Raw genomic sequence first — 21,719 nt, 5'->3', positions numbered from 1 at the left:
CGGATCAGCTCGCTGCGCGCCGTGATGACGGCACGTCCGCGGCGGGCCCGCGGAAAACCCGTATTCCATGAGAACACAGGATTCGCACCAGCTCTGACGTGCAGATATGTAACCAGTGGGTATACCGGTGAGTAGCTTGGAGATATCGATTCACGGGTGTATCCGAATGCCAATACACGCGTGAATCCACGCAGGTCCACCGGCACGTGATGGCGATCACCGATGTTTCTCGCGAGTAGCAGTTGTTATCGAATCGTTACCTACCTCATCGCCCCGTCGGCCGTGGGTAGTCTGAGCCGATGCAGCCCGGAATGCGCCCTTCCGACCGCCCCGCCGCGATCGACGTTCCCGCCGCCGTGGTGGAGCTGGTGCGCTCCGCCGATTCCGTCGTAGTGCTCACGGGCGCCGGCATGAGCCGCGAGTCCGGCATCGCCACCTTCCGCGAGGCCCAGACCGGACTGTGGGAGCAGTACGAGCCCGAGGCGATCGCCTCCGTCGACGGCTGGAACCGCGACAACGCGCTGGTGTGGGGCTGGTACCAGTGGCGCGCGCACGTCGCGCGGCAGGCGGAGCCCAACGACGGCCACATCGCCCTCGCCGAGCTGGCGGCGGACCGCACCGTCTCGATCGTCACGCAGAACGTCGACGACCTGCACGAGCGAGCGGGTTCGCAGGTTCTCGCGCACCTGCACGGGAGCCTCTTCGCCCCGCGCTGCGAGCACTGCGGCACGCCCTATCTGGGAGCGGACGCCTTTCTGCCCGACGACGCCGATGTCTCACCGCAACTCCGGGCGACGCCGCCCACCTGCATGCGCTGCCTGTCGCTGGTGCGTCCCGGCATCGTCTGGTTCGGCGAGGCTCTTCCGATGGACGCCTGGAGCCGGGCCGAAGCCGCGGTCGTCATGGCCGACGTCGTGCTCGTCGTCGGCACGTCGGGCATCGTCTATCCCGCCGCGCGGCTGCCCGAGACGGCGCTCGCCACGGGCATCCCGGTGATCGAGATCAACCCGGAGGCCACGCCGCTCAGCGAGGCCGCCTCGTACCACTGGCGGGGCACCGCGGCGACGACGCTGCCCGCCCTGGTCGCGGCGATCACCGCGGGCGCGGCTCGCTCGTAGCCGGAGGCGCGGGCGGACGCGGGGCGTCCGGCGGACCGTCGGACTTCCACTGGCCGATCACGCCCGGCCCCACGAGCGGCATGCCGCCCACCAGCTCCTCGCCGTTCTTCCGGTCGATGAGGTAGGCGGGCACGCGGTGCCGGCCGTCGCCCTGGCCGCGCTGGGCCCCCGCTCCCGCCGCCGGCATGCCGTAGGGCCCCGATGCGGGCCGCGCGCCCGTGGTGGTGCTCGTCCCCGCGCCGGCCGGCGCGGCCGCGGAACGGACCGCGGCCGCGTCCTGTCGCAGCCCCAGCGGCGTCGCGGTGCGCCCGGCGTCACCGCGCCCGCCGAGCCCGGACAGGCCGGCGCCGGTCCGGTTCGCCGAGCTCAGGGGCACGGCCGCGGACGGCGAGAGCAGCGACGAGGGTGTGCCGATCTCGTCGCGCGGGTCGTCGGCGCCGTCCACCGCGGTGGGATCGGCGCCCGCCCCGGTGTCGAGCGCCGCTCCCGCGCCCTGGCCGCCCGTCCCCGTACCGCCGCCGGCGCCGGTGCCAGTGCCGGAGCCGGCCCCGGTGCCGGTGCCGGTGGTGGCATCGGAGGCCCCGTCCGACGTGGCGTCCGCCCCGGTCGTAGCGGTGTCGTCGGGGTCGGTTCCGGTGTCCGCCGCTCCGGCGCCCGTGGCCTGCGTCCCGCCGCCACTGCCGGACCCGTCCGTCGGCGAGACCGACCCCGGGGCCGTGGGCGCGGCGCTCCCCGCGGCGTCGCGTTTGGTGTTCCCGGGACCGATGTGGTGGAAGACCGTCGTCCCCTGCGCCTCCCCCAACGGGAGCGTCGACGCGGAGGTCTGCACGGGCGAGGAGTAGGTGCTGCGCACCTGCTCCGCAACGACGTTCCGGTAGTCGCTCCCCGCGGAGGGCGACCAGCCGTCCGCCCGGGAGGGCGGATCGGGCAGGTCGCTGAACCGCTCATTCGTCTCGGTCGCCGTGCCGGACAGCTCCTCGACATTGCCCACCAGGCGGAACAGCGCGACGGCGTTGCTGTACGAGCGTGAGGTGAAGTCGCCGAACTCGACGTACGAACGATCCTTGGCCTCGCCGCGCCACCGCTCGCTCAGGACGGCGGTGTCCCGCTGCAGCTCCGCGAGACTGTCGGCGTGCGAGTTCCCGGCGCTGCCGATCGCGCGCGCGTCGGCCGCGACGCCCGAACCGGAGAGCCCGCGCGCGAAGTGCCGCACCTCGGAGGTCGACATCTGTTCCCACGGGGTCACCCCGATGCCCTGGAAATCCGTCACATCAATTGGACGCACCAGCCGTGCCCGCGGTTCCCCGTTCCGCAGGATTAGGGTGAGCGGGGTGAACGATTCGATCGCGATGCCCGACCGCGACACCGTGCTGTGCATGTCGCTGTCCGGTCGCCCCAGCAGCATCGGCACCCGGTTCCACAACTATCTGTATCGCGAACTCGGCCTGAACTACCTGTACAAGGCGTTCACCACCACCGACCTGCCCGCCGCGATCGGCGGGGTGCGGGCGCTCGGGGTGCGGGGCTGCGCGATCTCGATGCCCTTCAAGGAGGCGGTGATCGAGCTCGTCGACGTCATGGAGCCGTCGGCGAGTGCCATCGACTCGGTGAACACGATCGTCAACGAGGACGGCGTCCTGCACGCCCACAACACGGACTACGCGGCGGTCGCGTCGCTGCTGCGCTCGCACGGCGTCGACCCGACGCTGCCGGCCGCGGTCCGCGGCTCGGGCGGGATGGCGAAGGCGGTGGTCGCGGCGTTGCGCGATCACGGGTGCACCGACGTGACCGTGGTGGCCCGCAACGCCGCGTCCGGCTCGGCGCTCGCCGGCCTGTACGGCTTCCGGCACGCGACCGCGGCGCCCGACGGTGCGCGGGTGCTGGTCAACGCGACGCCCGTCGGCATGGCCGGCGGCCCTGCCGCCGAGGACCTGTCCTTCCCGGCGGACCTCGTCGAGGCCGCCGACACCGTCTTCGACGTGGTGGCGATGCCGCCCGAGACACCGCTGGTGCGCGCGGGCCGTGCCGCGGGCACGACGGTGATCACCGGCGCGGAGGTCATCGCGCTGCAGGCCGCCGAGCAGTTCGTGCTCTACACGGGCGTGCGGCCGGACCCGGAGCTGGTCCGGGTCGCGTCGGAGTACTCGCGCTCCTAGTCGGCCCCTCGCTCGACCGCCTCGGCGCGGGTCGGACTACTCCGTGTCGATGTCGAGGCCGACGGGCTCCCACAGCTCCACGGAACCGTCGTCGGCGCGCTCGCCGACGGTGAGCGCGCGCTGCAGGGTCAACGGGCGCACGCCGCGGCGGTCCAGCGCCTGCACCACGACGGACATCGCGGCGTCGGCGTCCGTCGCGAAGACGGACTCCCGGACGCGGACGAACTCCCAGCCGCACCGGCGCAGCTCCCGCTCGCGCTCGATGTCGGACCGGGCCTGCTCCGGTGTCGAGGCGAAGTCCGCGCTGTCGCACTCCACCGCGAGCTTGCCCTGCTCGCCGGTCACCACGAGATCGATGGAGCGGTTGTTCACCACGACCTTGGGGTTCACGTGGTAGCCCATGTCGCGCAGCCGCGCGAAGACCTGCTGCTCGAAGATGTTGTCGAAGGGCTCGACCCGGCGATCGGTCGGGACGTCGGCCGGCATCGGCTGCGCGACCTCGACGTCGGCGCGGGTGACGTAGCGCAGCAGCGACGCCCGCAGGTCGTTGGCCTTGAGGTCCCGCTCGTCGACCGAGGTGAACAGCCACAGCTGATCCCGGGCGCGTGAGGCGGCCACGTTGAACCGGCGCTGGAAGTCGCGACCGGTCAGCGCGCGGAACCGGTAGTCGGGCGCGACGACCATCGACAGCAGCACGACGTCGCGCTCGTCCCCCTGGAAGTCGGGAGGCGTCCCCACGCGCAGGCGGCGGGCGTCCCACTCGTCGGGGTCGATGCTCTCGCGGAGCCGTCGGTACAGCTCATCGACCTGCCCCTGACCCTGCAGCGCGATCACGCCGAACGTGCGCCCGGCGTACAGCGGGTCCGCGAAGCACCGCGCCAGCTGGTCGACGATGGCCTGAGCCTCGGTCGGGTTGGAGATCCGCGCGCCCTCGCCGACGACCTTCGCCTTCGGCACATGCGTCACGCGCAGCGGGACGGGCCGGTCGGCGCCGTAGTGCCGCACCGGGATCAGGGGCGCGTCGCTGTAGAACTGGCGCGAGGAGAAGTCGATGATCTCGGGCATGCACCGGAAGTGCTCGCGCAGTCGCACGGTGTGCCCGAACCGCGTGCGCAACAGCGTGAACAGGCTGGACCTCGGGGTCAGCGAGTCGCGCAGATAGGGCGGGATGTCGGGCAATTGCGTGTCCAGTCGGGCGAAGACGTCGTCCAGGCTGATTCCGGTGAACGCCGACGGCGCGCACTGGTTCTCGTCGCCCACGACGATCACGCGCGGCGCGAGCCACAGCAGGAAGGAGCTCGTGATGTCGGCCTGGCTCGCCTCGTCGACGATCACCACGTCGAAGGCGTTGCGCTCCGGCGAGATCGACGCGACGACCTGCGAGATCGGCATGATCCACGCGGGCACGGCGGACTGCGCCTGCCGCATCGCCTCGCGGGCCGCGACGCGGAAGCGCTCGGCGTGCCGGCCGGAGCCGCGCCCGATCGACGCGACGTGGTCACGATAGGCGTGCAGCGCCTGGATCTCGTCGAAGGTCATGCGCCGCAGGCACTGTCGCCACGCACTCGCGGTCGCGATCCGGGTTGTGTAGTGGGCCACGTCCTGCTCGGCGGCCTGCAGGTCGGCCTCGAGCTGAGCGTCGTCGCCGGGGTGCACCCGCGACGCGGCCCACGTGACCGCGCGGCGCCACGACCAGGCCGCCGCCAGCTCGGGCACTCGCACGTCCCAGACGGGATCGTCGGCGGTCCGGGCGACCAGGTCGAACAGAGCCGGCGCCTTGGTCCGCAGCCGCAGCGCGAGCAGGTCCAGCGCGCCGCGATCCTCGCGCTCGGCGCGGGCGGCGTCCCAGGCCCGGCGAGCGTCGCGGATCGCCGGGTACTTGTAGCCGCGCAGCGCGGCGACCATCGCGTCGCCCTCGGGCGACGGCCCGCGCTCGACCATCTCCTGCACCTGCACCCGAACGGCGTCGAGCCTGCTGTGGGCGTCACGCGCGCCGGCGGCCGCGGAGATCGCGATCACCTGGCGGGCGGTGCGGTCCGTCTCGGCCAGGTCCTTGGGCCGCGGGGAGTGCTCGGAGAGCGCCTGCATGGCCTCCACCAGACGGTCCCGCTCGGCGACGAGCCGCACGACGGTGCGGGCGCGGAGCAGCTGGTCGGCCGCCTGGCTGAGCCGTTCGCTGCGGCCGCGGGTGGCGGTGCGTCCGGACGGGTCGGTGGGGGGAGCCTCGAGCCCCAGCGCGCGCAGGACATCGCCGACGCGGCCGATGACGTCCTCGACCCTGAGGTGCTGCGCGGCCGCCCGCAGGTGCGACTTGCCCGCGCCCTCGACGCCGTCGACCACGATGCCGAGGCCGGTCTCCTCGAACTGCTTCTGCTCGGGCTTGCGGAACCGCTTACGGGGCTCGTTGCCCAGCGCGAGATGGCGTGCGTAATCGTCGATCGCGGCACGGTCGTTGGCGTCCGGGGTGTCACTGAGCTCGACCACGACGCCCTCGAGTTCACCGTCGGCGGCGCGGGCCGTGGCGATCTGCTCCTCGAGACCGCTCAGCCGGGCGGCGAGGTGCGCGCGGTCGCCGATGAGCATGTCCTCGGCGAGCAACTGCGCGGACGGCGGGTAGCGGCGCACCCGCTCCACCAGCTCGTGGATCAGGTCGGCGCGGGCCCGGATCACGGCGAGACGGTCGGCGTCCACTCCCCCGAGCACGTGGGTGAGCGCGCCGCTGTCGGCGCCCGCTAGCGGCGAGTCGGCGAGGGTCGCGCAGAGCGCCTCGAGCTCGTCCGCATCGGGGACATCGGCGAGGTCCGGCAGGTTGTGCGCGAGGCGGCGCGAGAAGACCTCGTCGTTGCGCCGCAGCAGGGCGACGAGGCGGTCGAACTCACGGGTGTCGAGCGGCGGGACCGCGCCGTCGACGGGACCGGGCAGCCAGGAGTACTTGTCGGCGTCCCGTCGGACCTGCGCGACGATCTCCGCGGGCTTGCCGGAGTACGCCGAGGCGAGCCAGTCGGACTCCTCGCTCTCGGCGGTGCGCAGCGACCAGACCTCGCGGACCAGCTCCTCGCGCCGCTCGACCGCGCGGTCCCGCTTGGCGCGCAGGTCGCGCAGCTCGGCGTCGGCGAGGGCCTCGGAGTACGTGGACTTGCGGGTCGCGATCTCGGTCACCGAGGCCGCCAGCGAGGCCGAGCCGTCCTTGGTCACGTCGGTGACGGAGACGACCAGCTGGCGCACCTCCGGCGGCAGCTTCTCCTCGAGGACGGCGAGGGCCTGCGCCTTCTCGGAGACGACGAGCACGCGCTGTCCCTTGGCGAGCAGCGCGGCGAGCAGGTTCGCGATGGTGTGGGTCTTGCCCGTACCGGGCGGCCCCTCCACGACGACACCGGAGTCGGCGCCCATGTGCGCCAGGATGTCCCGCTGCTCGACGTTCGACGGGAGCACGTAGTACGCCTCGTCGAGGAGGTCGAGCGGGCTCATCGCACCGTCGACGGCGAGCTGCCGGATCCGCTCGTCCGAGCTCACCCCCTCGACGAGTTGGGCGAGCCCGATCGGGACGTCCCGATCGGGGTCGGCGACGTCGGCCTTCATCGCGTCGTAGAAGCCCAGCAGGGGGGCCGAGCCGCGGGTGCGGAGAACGAGCGCCGGCGAGAACTCAACGTGTGCGCCACCGTCCTTCGTCGCCGAGCCGAGCCACGTCGAGGTGAACTCCTGGCACGCGGGGTCGAGCACGGTGCGGGCGTTCTCCCGCAGCGCGGTCTGCAATTCGGCCGAGCCGGAGAGGTCGAACGACGGGAGCCCCGCGAGCAGCAGCGAGTCCTCGACACGGGGAACGGAGTCGCGCGGGAGCACCACCCTGAGCCGTTTGCCGCGCCGGTCGCGCTCGAGCAGCACCGGCTGGGTCAGCAGGTGCGCACGGATGGCGGTGTCGCCGTCGCGGGCGGTGAGTAGGCCCGAGGCGAGCACCAGTTCCACCGACTCCGGGTGGTCGGTGAGCTCGTCGAAGACGCGCAGCAGGCGCGCATGCGGCGAGTCCGGCGCGTCGTCGCGCGGCACCGTGAAGATGGTGGCGCCCGGCTTGGCGTCGGCGTCCCAACTGTCGGTCAGCGCACCGTCGCCGGTGAGCGGCAGGACCGCGAGGTGATCGTCGAGGTCCCGCGTCACCACGGACCGCGAGCGGATCAGCTCGTCCAGGTACTGCAGCAGGCGGACGACGCGATCCCGACGGCCACCGGGGCCGTCGCCCTGGTCACCGGCGGCGGTCATGCGCTCCTCGAGTCTCTCGGGTCGGCGGCAGCCGACAATGGGTGCGCCCCGGTTCGGGCTACACCTTGACTAAAGGTTAATACATCTGTGAGCAAACGCCGACCGGGTCGTCAGCGCTTGCGGCCCGCCCGGAACCGCTGCTTGCCCGCGGCGGGCCGCCCCGACGGTGCGCCGGGGTCCCGCTCGAGGTTGATCAGCTGTCCCGAGATGCGGGTCCGCTCCAGCGCGTCGAAGACGTCGCGGTCCAGATCGTCCGGCAGCTCGACGATGCTGTGGTCGGGCCGGATGCTGATGTGGCCGAAGTCGCTGCGCCGCAGACCGCCCTCGTTGGCGATGGCGCCCACGATCTGCGACGGGGTGGCGTGCTGCCGCTTCCCCACCGCGATCCGGTACGGCACCATCGGCCGTCCCGTCTTGCGGTGCGTCGACGGCTCGCGGTCACGATCCCGGTCCCGGCCGCGCCCGGGCCGCGAGTCGCGGTCGCCGAAGTCACGGTCCTTGCGATCGCGGGCGTTGCGCTCGCGCTCCGGCGGGTCGGGCTTGAGCAGGAACGAGGCGCCGTCGCGCGACTGCAGTGCGAGGGCCGCGGCCACGTCGACCAGGGGCACGTCGTTGGCGCCCACGTAGTCCTCGATGAGTCGGCGGAACATCTGCAGATGGTCGTTGGAGAGGTTCTCGGTGATGGACTCACCGAACTTCTCCACACGATGCGCGTTGACGTCCTCCACGGACGGCAGGCCGATCTCGGTGAGCGGCTGGCGCGTGGCCTTCTCGATGGCCCGCAGCAAGTGCCGCTCGCGGGGCGTGACGAACAGCAGCGCGTCACCCTTGCGGCCGGCGCGGCCCGTGCGGCCGATGCGGTGCACGTAGGACTCGGTGTCGTGCGGGATGTCGTAGTTGACGACATGACTGATGCGCTCGACGTCGAGGCCGCGGGCCGCGACGTCGGTCGCCACGAGGATGTCGATCTTGCCGTCCTTGAGCTGGCCGATCGTGCGCTCGCGCTGCGCCTGCACGATGTCGCCGTTGATCGCGGCGGCTGCGTGCCCGCGGGCGCGCAGCTTCTCGGCGAGTTCCTCGGTGGCCGACTTCGTCCGGACGAAGATGATCATCCCGTCGAACTCCTCCACCTCGAGGAGGCGGGTGAGCGCGTCCAGCTTGCGCTGGTGGGCGACCTGCAGGTACCGCTGCGTGATGTTCGACGCCGTGGCCGTCTTGGCCTTGACCGTGACCTCGACCGGATCGTGCAGGTACTTCTTGGAGATCTTGCGGATCGCCGGCGGCATCGTGGCGGAGAACAGCGCGACCTGCTTGAACTCCGGGGTATCGGCGAGGATCCGCTCGACGTCCTCCTGGAAGCCCATGGTGAGCATCTCGTCGGCCTCATCGAGCACGAGGAACTCGAGGTTCGACAGGTCGAGGGTGCCCTTGGAGAGGTGGTCGATCACGCGGCCGGGCGTGCCGACGATGATCTGCGCGCCGCGGCGCAGCCCCGAGAGCTGCACGCCGTAGCTCTGGCCGCCGTAGATGGGCAGCACGGTGATGTTGGGCATGTGCACGGCGTACTTGCCGAAGGCCTCGGACACCTGGAGCGCCAGCTCGCGGGTGGGTGCGAGAACCAGCGCCTGCGGCGTGCGGCTGTCGCCGTCGATCTTCGACAGCACGGGCACGGCGAACGCGGCGGTCTTGCCGGTACCGGTCTGCGCGAGACCGACGACGTCGCTGCCGGAGAGCAGCGGCGGGATGGTCGCGGCCTGGATCGGCGAGGGGTTCTCGTAGCCGACCTCGGCGAGGGCGCGCAGTACGCGCTCATCGATCCCGAGGTCCAAGAAGGTCACGGGTTCGGGTTCGTTCTTCGAAGCCTGCGCGTCGTCGACGACAGCGGCGGGGGCGGTGCTCTCGGCACCGAATTCATCAGACATTGTTTCCCCAGCATATGCGGTATCCGTCGTGCACGCGAAACACTATCGGATTCGGACATCCTCCGATAGGTTGTGGGCATTCCACTATCTGCATGAGGAGATGAAGTTGCGCATCGAGTCCACGGAACCGACCCGGACCCACGCACCGTCCGACAACCTGACCACCCGGGTTCGCGAGCTGGCGGCGTCGGCGCCGTCGACGGAGCTCTTCCTGCGCCCGTCCGGTTCCGGCTGGTCCCCCGTGACCGCCGCGCAGTTCAACGAGCAGATCACGGCCATCGGCAAGGGCCTCATCGCCCGCGGGATCGAGCCGGGCACCCGCATCGCGATCATGAGCCCGACGCGCTACGAGTGGGCCCTCCTCGACTACGCGAACTGGTCCGTCGGAGGCTCGACGGTCGCGGTCTACGAATCCAACTCGGCGGCGCAGGTCGAGCACATCCTCACCGACTCCGCGTCGATCGCGCTCATCACCGACTCGCGCGCGACGGCCGACCGGATCGCCGACGGCGTGCCCGCGGCGGCCCAGGTCTGGGTGATCGACGAGGGCCTCGTCGACGCCCTGGTCGCCGACGGTGCCGGCGTCTCGGACGAGGACTACCTCGCTCGCGCGACCGCCGTCGAGGCCGCCGCGGAGGCGACCCTCGTCTACACGTCGGGCACCACCGGCAAGCCGAAGGGCGTGGTGCTCACGCACGACAACCTGCTCAGCGAGTACGACGCCATCCACGAGGGCCTCGACAAGATGGCCGGGAAGAACGCCAGCACGGTGATGTTCCTGCCGCTGGCCCACATCTTCGCCCGCGCGATCTCGGTGGCGGCCGTGCAGCACTCGATCCGGGTCGCCCACACCGCCGACCTCTCGAACCTGACCGGGCTGTTCGGCGAGCTCAAGCCCACCTACATCCTCAGCGTGCCCCGGGTCTTCGAGAAGGTCTACAACACGATGAGCGCGAAGGCCGAGGAGGGCGGCAAGGGCAAGATCTTCAACGCGGCCGTCGAGACGGCGATCGAGTTCAGCAAGGCCCAGGAGACCGGGGGCGCCGGGCTGGTCCTCAAGCTCAAGCACGCCCTGTTCGACAAGCTCGTCTTCTCGAAGCTCCGCGAGGCGCTCGGCGGCAACTGCACCTGTGCGGTCTCGGGCGGCGCACCGCTCGGTGCCCGCCTCGGCCACTTCTTCCGCGGCGCCGGCGTCACCGTCTACGAGGGCTACGGCCTCTCCGAGACCAGCGCGGCCATCACCTGCAACACGCCCACCGAGCAGCGGGTCGGCACCGTCGGCCGGCCCGTCCCGGGCAACGAGGTGGCGATCGCCGAGGACGGCGAGATCCTGCTGCGCGGTCCGGTCGTCTTCGGCGGCTACTGGGGCCTGCCCGAGGCCACGGCCGACGCGCTGCAGGACGGCTGGTTCCACACCGGCGACCTGGGCTCGCTGGACGCCGACGGCTACCTGTCGATCACGGGCCGCAAGAAGGAGATCCTGGTGACCGCCGCGGGCAAGAACGTCGCGCCCGCGCAGACCGAGGACGCACTGCGCCAGCATCCGCTGGTCTCGCAGGCCATGCTCGTCGGCGACAAGCAGCCCTTCGTCGGCGCGCTGATCACCCTCGACCAGGAGGCCCTGCCGGGATGGCTCTCGGCGCACGGCCTGCCCGCAGGTATGACGCTCGAGGAGGCCGCGACCAACGAGACCCTGCTCGCCGAGATCGGCTCCGCCGTGGCGACGGCGAACTCCCTGGTCTCGAAGGCCGAGCAGGTGAAGAAGTGGAGCGTGCTCACCACGGACTTCACCATCGAGGGCGGCGAGCTCACCCCGACGCTCAAGGTCAAGCGCAACGTCGTCATGGACAAGTACGCCGACGACGTCGCCGAGATCTACGCCTGAGCCCCTCCCCTACGACGAACGCCGCCCGCTCCCCTCGGGGAACGGGCGGCGTTCGTCGTCTCAGCGCGTCAGAGGTCGAACTGCGCGCGGATCTCGTCCGAGTTCTTCTTCTCGAAGTAGAACGACGCGAAGGGGATCGTGCCGGCGAGGAGCGTGAGGAAGAACCGCTTCGCGGGCCACCGTACCTTCGACCCCAGATCGACGGTGATGATCAAGTAGACGAAGTAGCACCAGCCGTGGACGGCCCCGAAGTAGAACAGCCACTCCGGGCTCTCCCAGCCGAAGGCCGGCGCCAACAGGTACTTGTAGATCATCTCGCCGACGAAAACCAGGAGGATGACGCCCGTCAGGGTGGCCATGAATCGATACCGCTTGAGCGCACTGGCCACCTGATCGCGGCGCTTGGCCGCCAGCTTCTCCGCCGTCGGCGCGGGTGCGTCGGTCACTTCTTCTCCTCGATGTGTTCGCTGCCCGCCAGTTCGGCGAGGAGCTGGTTGTACTCGTCGTGCGCAGGGTCGTCGGGCGCGGTGTCCGGGTCCGACGGTGCCGCCGCCCGGCTGGGTAGGAAACCCTCGGGGATCGCGGTGAGCGCGGCCGGGGCCGCGGGGCGCGCGACGACGCGGTCCTCCGGTGCGACCGGAGCGAGATCAGTACCGCCCTCGGCCTCGGCGACCAGCCGGTCCTGCAACTCCGCCTCGTCCTCGAGCTGCACGAAGCGGCGGTACCCCCACACGGCCGCGACGGCGAACAGCGGCCACTGCAGGGCGTAGCCGAGGTTGCGCGCGGACCCCGCGGTGGATTCGAAGCGGCCCCACTGCCACCAGCCGAGCGCCAGGAACGCCGCGGCCGCGATCACCACGAACGCGATCAGCGCGGGACGATGGCGACGACGTTTCACGCCCTCGACGGTACCCGTCACCCCGCCCGTGTCCGAATGCCGGTATCGTGACCTGCGCCGCAGCGGGAATCGTCCGCTGCCGCACGCGCCCGTGGCGGAATTGGCAGACGCGCTGGATTTAGGTTCCAGTACCTCAGGGTGTGGGAGTTCAAGTCTCCCCGGGCGCACCTCATCCCGTCCCAGCTCATCGTGCCGAGCGTGCCGCGGCGGCCGACGCCCCCGCGGCTAGCGAGCAGCGTCGTACTGTCGGGCGATCAGCTCATGCTCCACAGGAGCAGCGCCAGAAGGAGCCCGCCGGCGATCCATGGCCACCTCCGTCGGTGTTTCGGCGAGGAGCCGTCATCGTCAGTCATCACTCCTGTGTACCAGGGCCGCGCGATCGCGCCGGCACACCGACCGCGGACGCCTCACTCCTGCCGGCCGACGACCGCGCGGACCAGTTCCATGACGTCGTCGGCCAGCTCCGGGAGCGACGCGACGGACCCCGTGCTGAGCCGCTGCACGACGAGTTCGATCGCGGCGGCCACCAGCGCGTTGCACAACACACGTCCCAAGGGCGGCGCACCGGCCGGCCGCAGGTCCCGGAGCGTGGGCTCGACGACGTCGACGAACTGCGTGATCGCGTCGGCCCGTCGGCGCCGGACCGCGGGACCGGCGCCGGTCGCCTCGAGGAAGAACATCGTCGCGGCCTCGGGTACCGCGGCGATCAGCTCGAGCAGGGAGCGCACCCGCGCCTCCACGCTCTCCACGGTCGACGGGGCCTGTCCGCTCCGGGGTGCGTCGGCCCTGGCCATCAGCAGCGCGGTGCATTCGTACGTGGCGAGGAAGATCGATTCCTTGCTGTCGTAGAGGTCGTAGACCGTCCGGCGTGACACTTTCGCCTCGTCCGCGATCTGGGCGACGGTGGAGTTCGCGAAGCCCGCGGTTCCGAACAGTCGGATCGCTCCGGCCAGGATCCGCGCGGTCTGCGTGCGGCGCACCTCGTCGCGGGAGAGGTCGTGACGGTGGCGCGGGAGGGGCACGATGTCGCCGCCCCGGAGGAACTCGAAGGTGGCGACCGCGAGGTCGACGTCCACCGGACGATCCCGATCCACGCCAGCTACGCCATCCACGCGGTCACAGTAGCGCGCAGATAGAGACACCATGTGTATTCTCTATTTTCAAACACACTGCGTGTCTCTATAAGGAGCCCCATGACCAGCACCGCCGACCAACAGCAGTTCCACCTCAGCCTGCCCGCGGGCCGGGTCGACGACGGCCTCTTCGGCCCCGGATCGGCGGCATGGAAGGTCTGGGGCCACCCGGCCATGATCCCCGGCATCATGCGTTCCTTCGTCCTCGACATGGTCGCCAGCGCGCACGCCCCCGCCGCCATGGAGGACCACAGCAGGTACCGCGAGGACCCGATCGGCAGGCTCAACCGAACCCTGTTCTACTTCCTCACCACCGTCTTCGCGGACACGCCCACAGTGGACGCCGCCAACACCCGGCTGCGGCGACTCCACGCCCGCATCACCGGCACCGAGCCGATGTCCGGCGCCCGGTACTCCGCACTCGACCCCTACCTGCAGTTGGGCAACTACATGCTCACCTGGCACTCGGTCTACTTCAGTTACGAGAAGCTCGTCGGCCGCCTTCCGGCGGACCAGGAGGCGCAGTTCTTCGACGAGGCGGCGACCGCGTTCGGCCGCCTGAGCCACGACTACGACGAGATCCGCGCCGCCGCCGTGCGCCACGGCATCGCCGCTGATCGACTCCCCGACCACGTGCCGAACACCCGGGACGAGTACCGGGAACTCTGGGCCGCGTCCGAGCACCTGATCTGCGTCACCACCCAGACCCGGCGCTCACTCGACGCGATCCTCCACCCGAAGGCCAACGGCGACCTCACGAAGGCCGCGGTGCTCAGCACCTACCCCCTCCTCGCACGCGCGGGGGTCGCGCTCATTCCGCGCGAGGTACGTCGCGTCTCGGGCCTCGATGTCAGCCGCGCCCGCGACACCGCGGCGTTGGCGGCAGCCGCCGTCGCGGTCGCGGCATTGGACCGTACGGACGCGTACGCGGCCCTGCTCAAGCGGCTGTGCCCCCACGGCAGTGCCGTGCAGGGTTCTGCACTCCGCAGCAGCTCCGACGATTGACACGTCTCCGTCGGGCGCCCTTCCCTAGCTCTCGCCCGACGGTGCGCGGTCGCCCTGCGACCCGGTATCGGGAGCGTGATTGGCGAGATGGATCAGGAATGTCAGGGCCCCGAAAGCCAGGACCGCCAGCATCACCTGGCCGAGGCCCACCGCGAATCCCGGTACCTCGCCACCCGTGATCGCCGAGAGGAACGATGCGCCCGCGATCATGAGACCGACGTCGCCGAGTCCGAACGCCACGGAGACGCCCCGGACTGGAGTACGCCCGCGACGAGCGGCAGCGTGAACGCGAGGGCGGCCGCCGCTTTCACTCGATGTCCATGATTCATGATGGTCAAACTATCCCATCGGATGAAGAACAGCCCTGCTAGGAGCAGCGCGGACCTGCGAAAGATCGATCGGCCCGGGTCGGATGCGCCCCGGCTATCACACCTCTGCTCAATCACGGGGCCGCAAAGGACGACACGGGATGTCGTTCGAAGAATTCTTCGCGCCGCTTCTCATGAAAGAAGCTCCAGGCGACACCCGGTATTCACGGCGAGGCGGACCCACCACCTGTGAATGCCTGTGAATTCTCTTCGGTTGAACTCAGCATGTCCTGGGTACGTTCGGTCCAGTGGCTCGGACGGCGTCCACCGATGCGTCCGGGCGACGACGAAAGGAGAACACCATGCTCACTCGTTGGAAGATCGCCGCAACCGCGGGCGCCGCCGGCGCCCTCGTCCTGGCTCCGGCCGCGATGGCCCAGGCGGCACCGTCGGACCCGGTTCCCGGAACGAACTGCACCGTCGGCCAGGTCGAACGCGCCCTGGTGGCCGTCGCACCCGAGGCCGCCACGATGGTGAACCAGGTGCCGGGCGGTCGCGCCGAGGCGGAACGGATCCTCACCCTCCCGCCCGCTGAGCGCACCGCGCGCATTCACGAGCTGGGGCGGCAGAACCCGCAGCTCGCGGCGTACTACACGCAGAACGAGGCACGGATCAATCACACGATCGGTGTGGTCGCCTCGACCTGCTCGCAGTACTGATCACCCGCTGACGACGACAGGCGCCGATTCCCGAGGGGAGTCGGCGCCTTTCGTCGCGGCGGATCAGGAGATCGGAATCTCCTTGATCTTCGAATCCGGCTTCGCCGCGGTCTTGCAGTAGACGATCGCCTGCTGCTGCAGACCGCTCACGATGATCGCCGAGGGTTCCTCGCCGTGCTTGTCCTTGTACAGCTTCGTCACCTGCTCGCGCTGATCCGCGTCGGACATCTTCTGGTAGTTCTCGCACGTCGTGTCGCCACCCTGCTTCGTGCACCCCGTCAGCGTCAGCGCGGCGATGGCGAGCACCGCCGCGCCGAATCGGACCCCGGTCGTGGGTCTCCCCATGATCTGCACCTGCTTCACACTCGTCGGTTCGGAACGCCCTGTGACGCTACCGCGCCCCGACTCAGTCGACGCACGGAATCTCGCCGCCGCGGAGGGTGGTCCCGGCATCGGGGACGGGCCCGGCCGCGGCCGACGGAGCCACCGACGTGGCCCCGGGCGCGCGCGGCACGGTGTAGCCCACCGGGTTCGGGGCGGGCGTCGAGTCCGTGCCGGCACTCGGGTCGGCGGTCTGATCCGCGTCGCTCGGCTCGGGCACCGACTGGCCGAAGGCCTTCTGCACCTGCGTGCGAATCGCCTTGGGGTCCACGAGGTTGACGGCCTGCTCGTCGATCGTCGAGTAGCCGAGGACCGGCAGCGTCGTGAACGTGAGGTTGGTCCCCGCGATCTGACCCGCCTGTTGAGCGAACTCCTGCAGGTCCCATCCGTCGGAGACCACGACGTCCTTCTGCGCCACCGCGATGAGCGACTGCAGCTTCCGGATGTCCCCGAAGACGCCCTGCTTCTGGAGCTGGACCATGACGCCCGCGATGAAGGCCTGCTGGCGGTGCGTGCGGTCGAGGTCGCCGTCGGCGAGCCCGTGCCGCTGTCGCACGAAGGCGAGCGACTGCGCGGCGTTGAGCTTCTGGCGACCGGCGGGGAAGGCGGCGCCGGAGTAGCTGTCGCGCACCGGGTTGTTGAGGCACACCTCGACGCCGCCGAGAGTCTGCGCAAGATCGTAGAAGCCCACGAGGCTGACCTCGGCGAAGTGGTCGATGGGCACTCCCACCAGGCGGCCGACGGTCGCGATCGTGGCGGCGCGCGCGGACTCGCGGGACTTGGTCTCGAGCTCCTTGCCGTCGGCGACGCCTCGTGCGGCCAGCTTGTCGGCGACCTCGGCCTTGCGAGTGCCGTAGGCCTCCTTGATCTTCCCCTTCTTCTTCGACTCGACGCCGACGAAGTCCACGTAGTCGTCGCGCGGGATCGAGAAGGCGGTCACCTTCTTCCCGTCGGCGGGCACGTGCATGAGTATCAGGGTGTTGGTGTTGTAGCCGCCGTTGTCACTGGTACCGGCGTGCAACTGGCGCAGAACGTCGGCGGGCAGCGGATCGCCGTTCTGATCGCGCCGGGTGTCCAGGCCCATCAGCAGGATGTTCTTTGCGCCGCCCGTGGACTTCGCGACCTTCGCCTCGGCGAGTGCCCGGGAGACGTTGAAGCCGCCGATCACCAGATTGGTGCTCCACCAGACGGCCCCGGTGACGGTGAGCACGACGGCGGACAGCAGCGCGATGGCCACGCGGCCACCACGCGCCCCCGACGGTCTGCTCTTCACGCGGCGACATTACCGCGCCCAGTCGCGCTATTCGGGGACGCGCGCCGCGAGTGCCCGCAACGGCTCGACCAGCTGCGCGAGCGCCCGTGCCCGGTGACTGATCGCGTTCTTCTCCTCGGCGCTGAGCTCGGCGGCCGTGCGGTCCGATCCCTCGGGGAGGAAGACGGGGTCGTAGCCGAATCCGCCCTCGCCCCGGGGCTCCCGCAGGACGGTGCCCGGCCAGGCGCCGCGCACCGTCGTCTCGCCGGTTCCGTCCACGAGGGCGCACGCCGAGACGAACTCGGCGCCACGGCGTTCGTCGGGCGTGTCGGAGATCTGCGCGAGCAGCAGGGCGGTGTTCGCCGGATCATCGCCGTGCCGCCCCGACCAGCGCGCCGACAGCACGCCGGGCATGCCGTTCAGCGCGTCGACGCAGATGCCGGAATCATCGGCGAGGCAGGGCAGGCCGGTGCGCTCGTACCCCTGTCGAGCCTTGATCAGGGCGTTGCCCTCGAACGACGGTGCGTCCTCCGGCAGCTCCTCGAAGGGCGGGACCTCGTCGAGCCCGACGACCTCGAGTCCCGTGATGCCCGCGTCCGCCACGACCTGCCGCAGCTCCCGGAGCTTCTTGGCGTTCCGTGAGGCGAGGAGCAGCCGGGTCACTGCCCGAACTTCTTCTTCTGCTCGCCCTCGAACTCGGGCAGCACGCCGGGGTACGGCGCCGCGAGCGCCTCCTTCTGCACCGCGAACAGCTTCTCGGTGCCCGCGATCGCGGAGTCGAGCATCCAGTCGAGGGTGGTGCGGGCGAAGGTCGCGCCCTCGCCGGTGCCCTGCACCTCGACCAGGGTGCCGGTGTCGGTCGCGACGACGTTCATGTCGACCTCCGCGCGCGAATCCTCCTCGTAGGGAAGGTCGAGGCGGACGCGACCGTCGACGACGCCCACCGAAACGGCGGCGATCGCACACGAGATCGGTTGCGGGTCGGTCAGTTTGCCCGCGGCGCCGAGGTAGGTCACGGCGTCGCACAGCGCGACATAGGCACCGGTGATGGAGGCGGTACGGGTGCCGCCGTCGGCCTGGAGCACGTCGCAGTCGATCGCGATCGTGTTCTCCCCCAGCGCGGCGAGGTCGATGCAGGCCCGCAGCGAACGGCCGATCAGGCGGGAGATCTCGTGGGTGCGCCCACCGACCTTGCCCTTGGTGGACTCACGACGGCTGCGCTCGTGCGTGGCACCGGGGAGCATCGAGTACTCCGCGGTCAACCATCCCTGGCCGGAGCCGCGGCGCCATCCGGGCACCCCCAGCTCGACGCTTGCGGTGCAGAGCACCTTGGTGTTGCCGAACTCCACCAGCACCGAGCCCGCGGGGTTCTGGGTGAATCCCCGGGTGATGGTCACGGGGCGGAGTTCGTCGTCGGCCCTGCCGTCTGCGCGTCTGCTCACGCGCCCAGCCTATCGCCTCGGCTCGACGGCGGCGCTAGAGCTCGAAGACGTCGCCGCCGGTGACCGCGTCGACCCGGCCGTCGTAGACGGAACGCGCCTCGGCGAGCACCGCTTCGCGGGAGGTCCAGGGTGGGATGTGGGTGAGGAGCAGTCGTCCGACGCCGGCCTCCGCCGCGGCCCGCCCCGCCTCCACGCCCGAGAGGTGCACTCCGAGCGGGCGGTTCTCGGGGTCGTGCGTCCAGCTCGCCTCGGCGAGCATCACGTCGGCACCGCGGGCGAGCTCGACGAGGTTGTCGCAGACGCCGGTGTCACCGGTGTAGGCGAGTACCTTGCCGCTCGGCGCGGTGATCCGCAGCCCGTGGGATTCGGGCGGATGGAACATGCGGAAGGGCCGCACGGTGAAGCCGCCGACCGCGTGGTCCTCCCCCTCGGTCCAGGCCGAGAAGTCGAAGGTGTCGGAGATGTCGTCGAGCATCGCCGCCGTCTCCGCGGACGCGCGTCCGATCCGCTCGGGCGTGTCGGCGGGACCGATCAGCCGGGCACGGCCCGCCGCGGGCTCGGGGTGGTAGCGGCGCCACACGAGGAGCGAGGGCAGGTCGAGGCAGTGATCGGCGTGCAGGTGCGAGAGCATCACCGTCGCGGCGTTCGGATCGACGCGCTGTTGCAACTCCCCGAGCACCCCCGGGCCGAAATCCATCACCACCGGCTCGTGCCCGTCCACCTCCAAGAGGTATCCCGAGCAGGCCGCCCGTGGACCGCCGACGCTGCCGGAACACCCGAGGATGGTGAGACGCATGAAGCACATGCTGCCAGATGCGTGATCGTCACGAGGCAATCGCGCCGACCTGACGAGAATTGCCAGGTCCGGACTCGCTGCGAGCGCGGCGCCCCAGGAGCACCGCCGCGACGACGCCGCCGACGGCGCCCCAGAGGTGCGCTTGCCAGGAGACTCCCGGCTGGCCGGGCAGGACGCCCCACAGCATGCCGCCGTAGAGCACCATCAGCGTCACCCCGACGATCAGGTCCAGCGGCTTGCGCGTGAACAACCCCCGTGCCGCGAGGTACGTCATCCAACCGAACAGCACGCCGGACAGCCCGATCACGACGGTGTTCGTGCCGCCCGTGATCCAGACGCCGATCCCGGAGACCACCCAGATGATCGCGGTGGCCAGCAGGAACCGGCCCGCGCCGGCGATGAGTCCGAGGAAGCCGAGGATGAGCGCGGGGACGCTGTTGGCGGCCAGGTGCTCCCAGCCGCCGTGCAGCAGCGGCGCGAGCGCGATACCGCGGACGGCGTCACCACCGTCCCGGGGATGGATGCCCCACTGATCGAGGGCGTTGCCGGCGATGCTGTCGACGACCTCGATGCCCCACAGCGCGGCGACGAAGACCGCGACCACGATCGCGGACCTGCCCGCCGTGCTGCCGGCGACCCGCCGCAGGGGCGAGCGCTCGTCGTTCCTGGGAACCGTCATGGCGACCTCCTCGCGCGAGCGGAGGCGGTGCGTCACTCACGCCCAGAGCTGGCCGTCGAGGGCCTCCTCCGCATCTTCCAACGTACCGTCGTACGCGCCGGTCGACAGATACTTCCATCCCGCATCGGCCACGACGAAGGCCACGTCGGCCCGCTCCCCCGCCGCCAGGGCCTTGTTCGCGACACCGAGGGCGGCGTGCAGCACTCCTCCGGTGGAGACGCCGGCGAAGATCCCTTCGTCGTCGATGAGCTGCCGCATCCGGCGCACCGCGTCGTAGGAGCCGACGGAGAACCGGCGGGTGAGCACGGACTCGTCGTAGAGCTCCGGGACGAAGCCCTCGTCGAGGTTGCGCAGCCCGTAGACCAGTTCGCCGTACCGCGGCTCGGCGGCCACGATCTGCACGCCGGGGACGTGCTCGCGCAGGTAGCGCCCGGTGCCCATGAGCGTGCCGGTGGTGCCGAGCCCGGCCACGAAGTGCGTGATCTCCGGTAGGTCGGCGAGCAGTTCGGGGCCGGTGCCGGTGTAGTGCGCGCGGGCGTTCGCGGGGTTGCCGTACTGGTAGAGCATCACCCAGTCGGGGTGCTCGGCGGCGAGCTTCTTCGCCTCGGCGACGGCCCGATTGGAGCCGCCCGCGGCGGGCGAGGGGATGATCTCGGCGCCGTACATGGTGAGCAGCTGGCGCCGCTCCGCGGACGTGTTCTCCGGCATCACGCACACCAGCCGGTAGCCCTTGAGTTTGGCGGCCATCGCGAGGCTGATGCCGGTGTTCCCGGAGGTGGGCTCGAGGATGGTGTCGCCCGGGCGCAGGCGGCCGTCGTCCTCGGCTTCCGTGATCATGCGCAGCGCCGGGCGGTCCTTGATCGACCCCGTCGGGTTGCGGTCCTCGAGTTTCGCCCACAGCCGCACGTGCGGCGCAGCGTCGGCGCTCTCCCAGCGCGGCGAGAGGCGCGGCAGTCCGATCAGCGGTGTGCCGCCGAGCGAGTCGAGCAGCGAATCGAAACGCATCTATCCGCCTGCACCGCGCGCGAGGAGGGCACCGTCGAACGGCACCGCGGCACTCACCGGGAGCCGCCGGCCACCGCGGGAAGCACCGTCACGGTGCCGCCGTCGGTGACGGGGGTGTCGAGGCCGCCGGTGAACCGCACGTCCTCGTCGTCGACGTAGACGTTGACGAACCGGTGCAGCGCGCCGTCCGCGATGAGGCGGTCCTTGATCCCGGCGTGCCGTGTCTCGAGGTCGTCGATGACGGCGGCCAGCGTCGCGCCCTCGGCGGGCACCCGCTTCCGATCGCCGGTGAGCGGCCGCAGGATGGTCGGGATGGAGACGGTGACGGACATCAATCCTCCAGGATGTGGACGGGCTCTTCGGTGATCACGGAATCGACGATGCGGTAGCTGCGGACCTCGGCGTCGGGGCCCAGCTCGTCCCGGGTCGAGATCAGCACGTAGTGGGCGTTCGGCTCGGATGCGAAGGCCACGTCGGTGCGGGACGGATAGGCCTCGGTGGCGGTGTGCGAGTGGTAGATGACGACCGGTTCCTCGTCGGCCTCGTCCATCCCGCGCCAGACGCGCAGCTGCTCGCCCGAGTCGAACCGGTAGAAGGTCGGCGATCGCTCGGCGTTGACCATCTCGATGAGGCGCTCGGGGCGGTCGGAGCCCTCGGGGCCGGCGATGACGCCGCACGCCTCGTCCGGGTGGTCACGGCGCGCGTGCGCGATCATCGTCTCCACCAGCTCACGCCGGATGGTCAGGCCCGTCTCGGTCACGCCCCG

The 21,719-nt window shown here is 70.8% G+C and carries 21 protein-coding genes and 1 tRNA gene; 6 read left to right on the top strand and 16 right to left on the bottom strand.

From position 1 onward, the window contains the following. Nucleotides 1-299 precede the first annotated feature (299 nt). A complete protein-coding gene (locus tag FK530_RS15275) occupies nucleotides 300-1,118 on the top strand; it encodes an NAD-dependent deacylase (RefSeq protein ID WP_146487894.1) in 819 nt (272 codons plus the stop codon). Here FK530_RS15275 and FK530_RS15270 read toward each other — a convergent pair. After that, the gene (locus FK530_RS15270) at nucleotides 1,093-2,388 is read right to left on the bottom strand and encodes a hypothetical protein (RefSeq protein ID WP_146487893.1); all 1,296 of its coding nucleotides are present in this window, start codon (nucleotides 2,386-2,388) and stop codon (nucleotides 1,093-1,095) included. The genes FK530_RS15275 and FK530_RS15270 overlap by 26 nt on opposite strands. A gap of 79 nt (nucleotides 2,389-2,467) precedes the next feature. Here FK530_RS15270 and FK530_RS15265 point away from each other — a divergent pair, with 79 nt between their 5' ends. Continuing rightward, the gene (locus tag FK530_RS15265; RefSeq protein ID WP_146487971.1) at nucleotides 2,468-3,274 is read left to right on the top strand and encodes a shikimate 5-dehydrogenase; all 807 of its coding nucleotides are present in this window, start codon (nucleotides 2,468-2,470) and stop codon (nucleotides 3,272-3,274) included. Nucleotides 3,275-3,310: 36 nt separating this feature from the next. Here the strand turns inward: FK530_RS15265 and FK530_RS15260 are convergent, their stop codons facing one another. Both FK530_RS15260 and FK530_RS15255 read right to left on the bottom strand, forming a co-directional pair. Then, nucleotides 3,311-7,528, bottom strand: a complete 4,218-nt coding sequence (locus tag FK530_RS15260; protein WP_146487892.1) for a PDDEXK-like endonuclease domain-containing protein — start codon at nucleotides 7,526-7,528, stop codon at nucleotides 3,311-3,313. A 110-nt stretch (nucleotides 7,529-7,638) separates the two neighbouring features. Next, the gene (locus tag FK530_RS15255; RefSeq protein WP_231706653.1) at nucleotides 7,639-9,450 is read right to left on the bottom strand and encodes a DEAD/DEAH box helicase; all 1,812 of its coding nucleotides are present in this window, start codon (nucleotides 9,448-9,450) and stop codon (nucleotides 7,639-7,641) included. A 106-nt stretch (nucleotides 9,451-9,556) separates the two neighbouring features. Between FK530_RS15255 and FK530_RS15250 the strand changes: the two genes are divergently transcribed. Further along, on the top strand, nucleotides 9,557-11,335 hold the full coding sequence (locus tag FK530_RS15250) for an AMP-dependent synthetase/ligase (protein WP_146487891.1): 1,779 nt from the start codon (nucleotides 9,557-9,559) through the stop codon (nucleotides 11,333-11,335). Nucleotides 11,336-11,403: 68 nt separating this feature from the next. Here the strand turns inward: FK530_RS15250 and FK530_RS15245 are convergent, their stop codons facing one another. Next, nucleotides 11,404-11,781 (bottom strand): DUF3817 domain-containing protein, encoded by a 378-nt coding sequence (locus FK530_RS15245; RefSeq protein WP_231706652.1) that lies wholly within the window; start codon nucleotides 11,779-11,781, stop codon nucleotides 11,404-11,406. After that, a complete protein-coding gene (locus FK530_RS15240) occupies nucleotides 11,778-12,233 on the bottom strand; it encodes a hypothetical protein (RefSeq protein ID WP_146487890.1) in 456 nt (151 codons plus the stop codon). The genes FK530_RS15245 and FK530_RS15240 overlap by 4 nt, the downstream gene beginning before the upstream one ends. An 85-nt stretch (nucleotides 12,234-12,318) precedes the next feature. On the opposite strand from FK530_RS15240, the gene FK530_RS15235 reads away from it, so the two are divergent. Beyond that, a tRNA-Leu gene (locus FK530_RS15235) sits at nucleotides 12,319-12,400 on the top strand. 240 nt (nucleotides 12,401-12,640) lie between these two features. Here the strand turns inward: FK530_RS15235 and FK530_RS15230 are convergent. Continuing rightward, on the bottom strand, nucleotides 12,641-13,345 hold the full coding sequence (locus tag FK530_RS15230; protein ID WP_158645109.1) for a TetR/AcrR family transcriptional regulator: 705 nt from the start codon (nucleotides 13,343-13,345) through the stop codon (nucleotides 12,641-12,643). Nucleotides 13,346-13,426: 81 nt separating this feature from the next. Here FK530_RS15230 and FK530_RS15225 point away from each other — a divergent pair, with 81 nt between their 5' ends. After that, nucleotides 13,427-14,371: an oxygenase MpaB family protein gene (locus FK530_RS15225; RefSeq protein ID WP_146487888.1), complete on the top strand. Its 945-nt coding sequence runs from the start codon at nucleotides 13,427-13,429 to the stop codon at nucleotides 14,369-14,371. A 24-nt stretch (nucleotides 14,372-14,395) separates the two neighbouring features. On the opposite strand, the gene FK530_RS15220 is transcribed toward FK530_RS15225, so the two are convergent. After that, nucleotides 14,396-14,611, bottom strand: coding sequence for a hypothetical protein (locus FK530_RS15220; RefSeq protein ID WP_146487887.1), 216 nt, complete (start codon nucleotides 14,609-14,611; stop codon nucleotides 14,396-14,398). A 430-nt stretch (nucleotides 14,612-15,041) separates the two neighbouring features. On the opposite strand from FK530_RS15220, the gene FK530_RS15215 reads away from it, so the two are divergent. Then, a complete protein-coding gene (locus tag FK530_RS15215) occupies nucleotides 15,042-15,398 on the top strand; it encodes a hemophore-related protein (RefSeq protein WP_146487886.1) in 357 nt (118 codons plus the stop codon). Between the two features lie 63 nt (nucleotides 15,399-15,461). On the opposite strand, the gene FK530_RS15210 is transcribed toward FK530_RS15215, so the two are convergent. The 9 genes from FK530_RS15210 to FK530_RS15170 all read right to left on the bottom strand — a co-directional run bounded on the left by FK530_RS15210 (nucleotide 15,462) and on the right by FK530_RS15170 (nucleotide 21,713). After that, nucleotides 15,462-15,743 carry a hypothetical protein gene (locus FK530_RS15210; RefSeq protein ID WP_146487885.1) on the bottom strand — a complete coding sequence of 94 codons (282 nt, stop codon included), beginning with the start codon at nucleotides 15,741-15,743 and terminating at the stop codon, nucleotides 15,462-15,464. 61 nt (nucleotides 15,744-15,804) lie between these two features. Next, the gene (locus FK530_RS15205; protein ID WP_146487884.1) at nucleotides 15,805-17,052 is read right to left on the bottom strand and encodes an LCP family protein; all 1,248 of its coding nucleotides are present in this window, start codon (nucleotides 17,050-17,052) and stop codon (nucleotides 15,805-15,807) included. Nucleotides 17,053-17,079: 27 nt separating this feature from the next. Further along, nucleotides 17,080-17,694, bottom strand: a complete 615-nt coding sequence (rdgB, locus tag FK530_RS15200; RefSeq protein ID WP_146487883.1) for an RdgB/HAM1 family non-canonical purine NTP pyrophosphatase — start codon at nucleotides 17,692-17,694, stop codon at nucleotides 17,080-17,082. Further along, a complete protein-coding gene (gene rph / locus FK530_RS15195) occupies nucleotides 17,691-18,473 on the bottom strand; it encodes a ribonuclease PH (RefSeq protein ID WP_068536789.1) in 783 nt (260 codons plus the stop codon). Before rph ends, rdgB begins: the two co-directional genes overlap by 4 nt. 34 nt (nucleotides 18,474-18,507) lie before the next feature. After that, nucleotides 18,508-19,269, bottom strand: a complete 762-nt coding sequence (locus tag FK530_RS15190; protein WP_146487882.1) for a cyclic nucleotide-degrading phosphodiesterase — start codon at nucleotides 19,267-19,269, stop codon at nucleotides 18,508-18,510. Between the two features lie 28 nt (nucleotides 19,270-19,297). Then, a complete protein-coding gene (locus FK530_RS15185; protein ID WP_146487881.1) occupies nucleotides 19,298-19,948 on the bottom strand; it encodes a rhomboid family intramembrane serine protease in 651 nt (216 codons plus the stop codon). Between the two features lie 36 nt (nucleotides 19,949-19,984). Further along, on the bottom strand, nucleotides 19,985-20,953 hold the full coding sequence (locus tag FK530_RS15180) for a PLP-dependent cysteine synthase family protein (RefSeq protein WP_146487880.1): 969 nt from the start codon (nucleotides 20,951-20,953) through the stop codon (nucleotides 19,985-19,987). 53 nt (nucleotides 20,954-21,006) lie between these two features. Then, nucleotides 21,007-21,285, bottom strand: a complete 279-nt coding sequence (locus tag FK530_RS15175; RefSeq protein WP_146487879.1) for a MoaD/ThiS family protein — start codon at nucleotides 21,283-21,285, stop codon at nucleotides 21,007-21,009. Then, nucleotides 21,285-21,713, bottom strand: coding sequence for a M67 family metallopeptidase (locus FK530_RS15170; protein ID WP_269434167.1), 429 nt, complete (start codon nucleotides 21,711-21,713; stop codon nucleotides 21,285-21,287). Before FK530_RS15170 ends, FK530_RS15175 begins: the two co-directional genes overlap by 1 nt. Nucleotides 21,714-21,719 lie beyond the last annotated feature (6 nt).

This window comes from Tsukamurella conjunctivitidis, assembly GCF_007858475.1.
Lineage (GTDB): Bacteria > Actinomycetota > Actinomycetes > Mycobacteriales > Mycobacteriaceae > Tsukamurella > Tsukamurella conjunctivitidis.
This window is presented reverse-complemented; position numbering and strand designations above follow the sequence as displayed.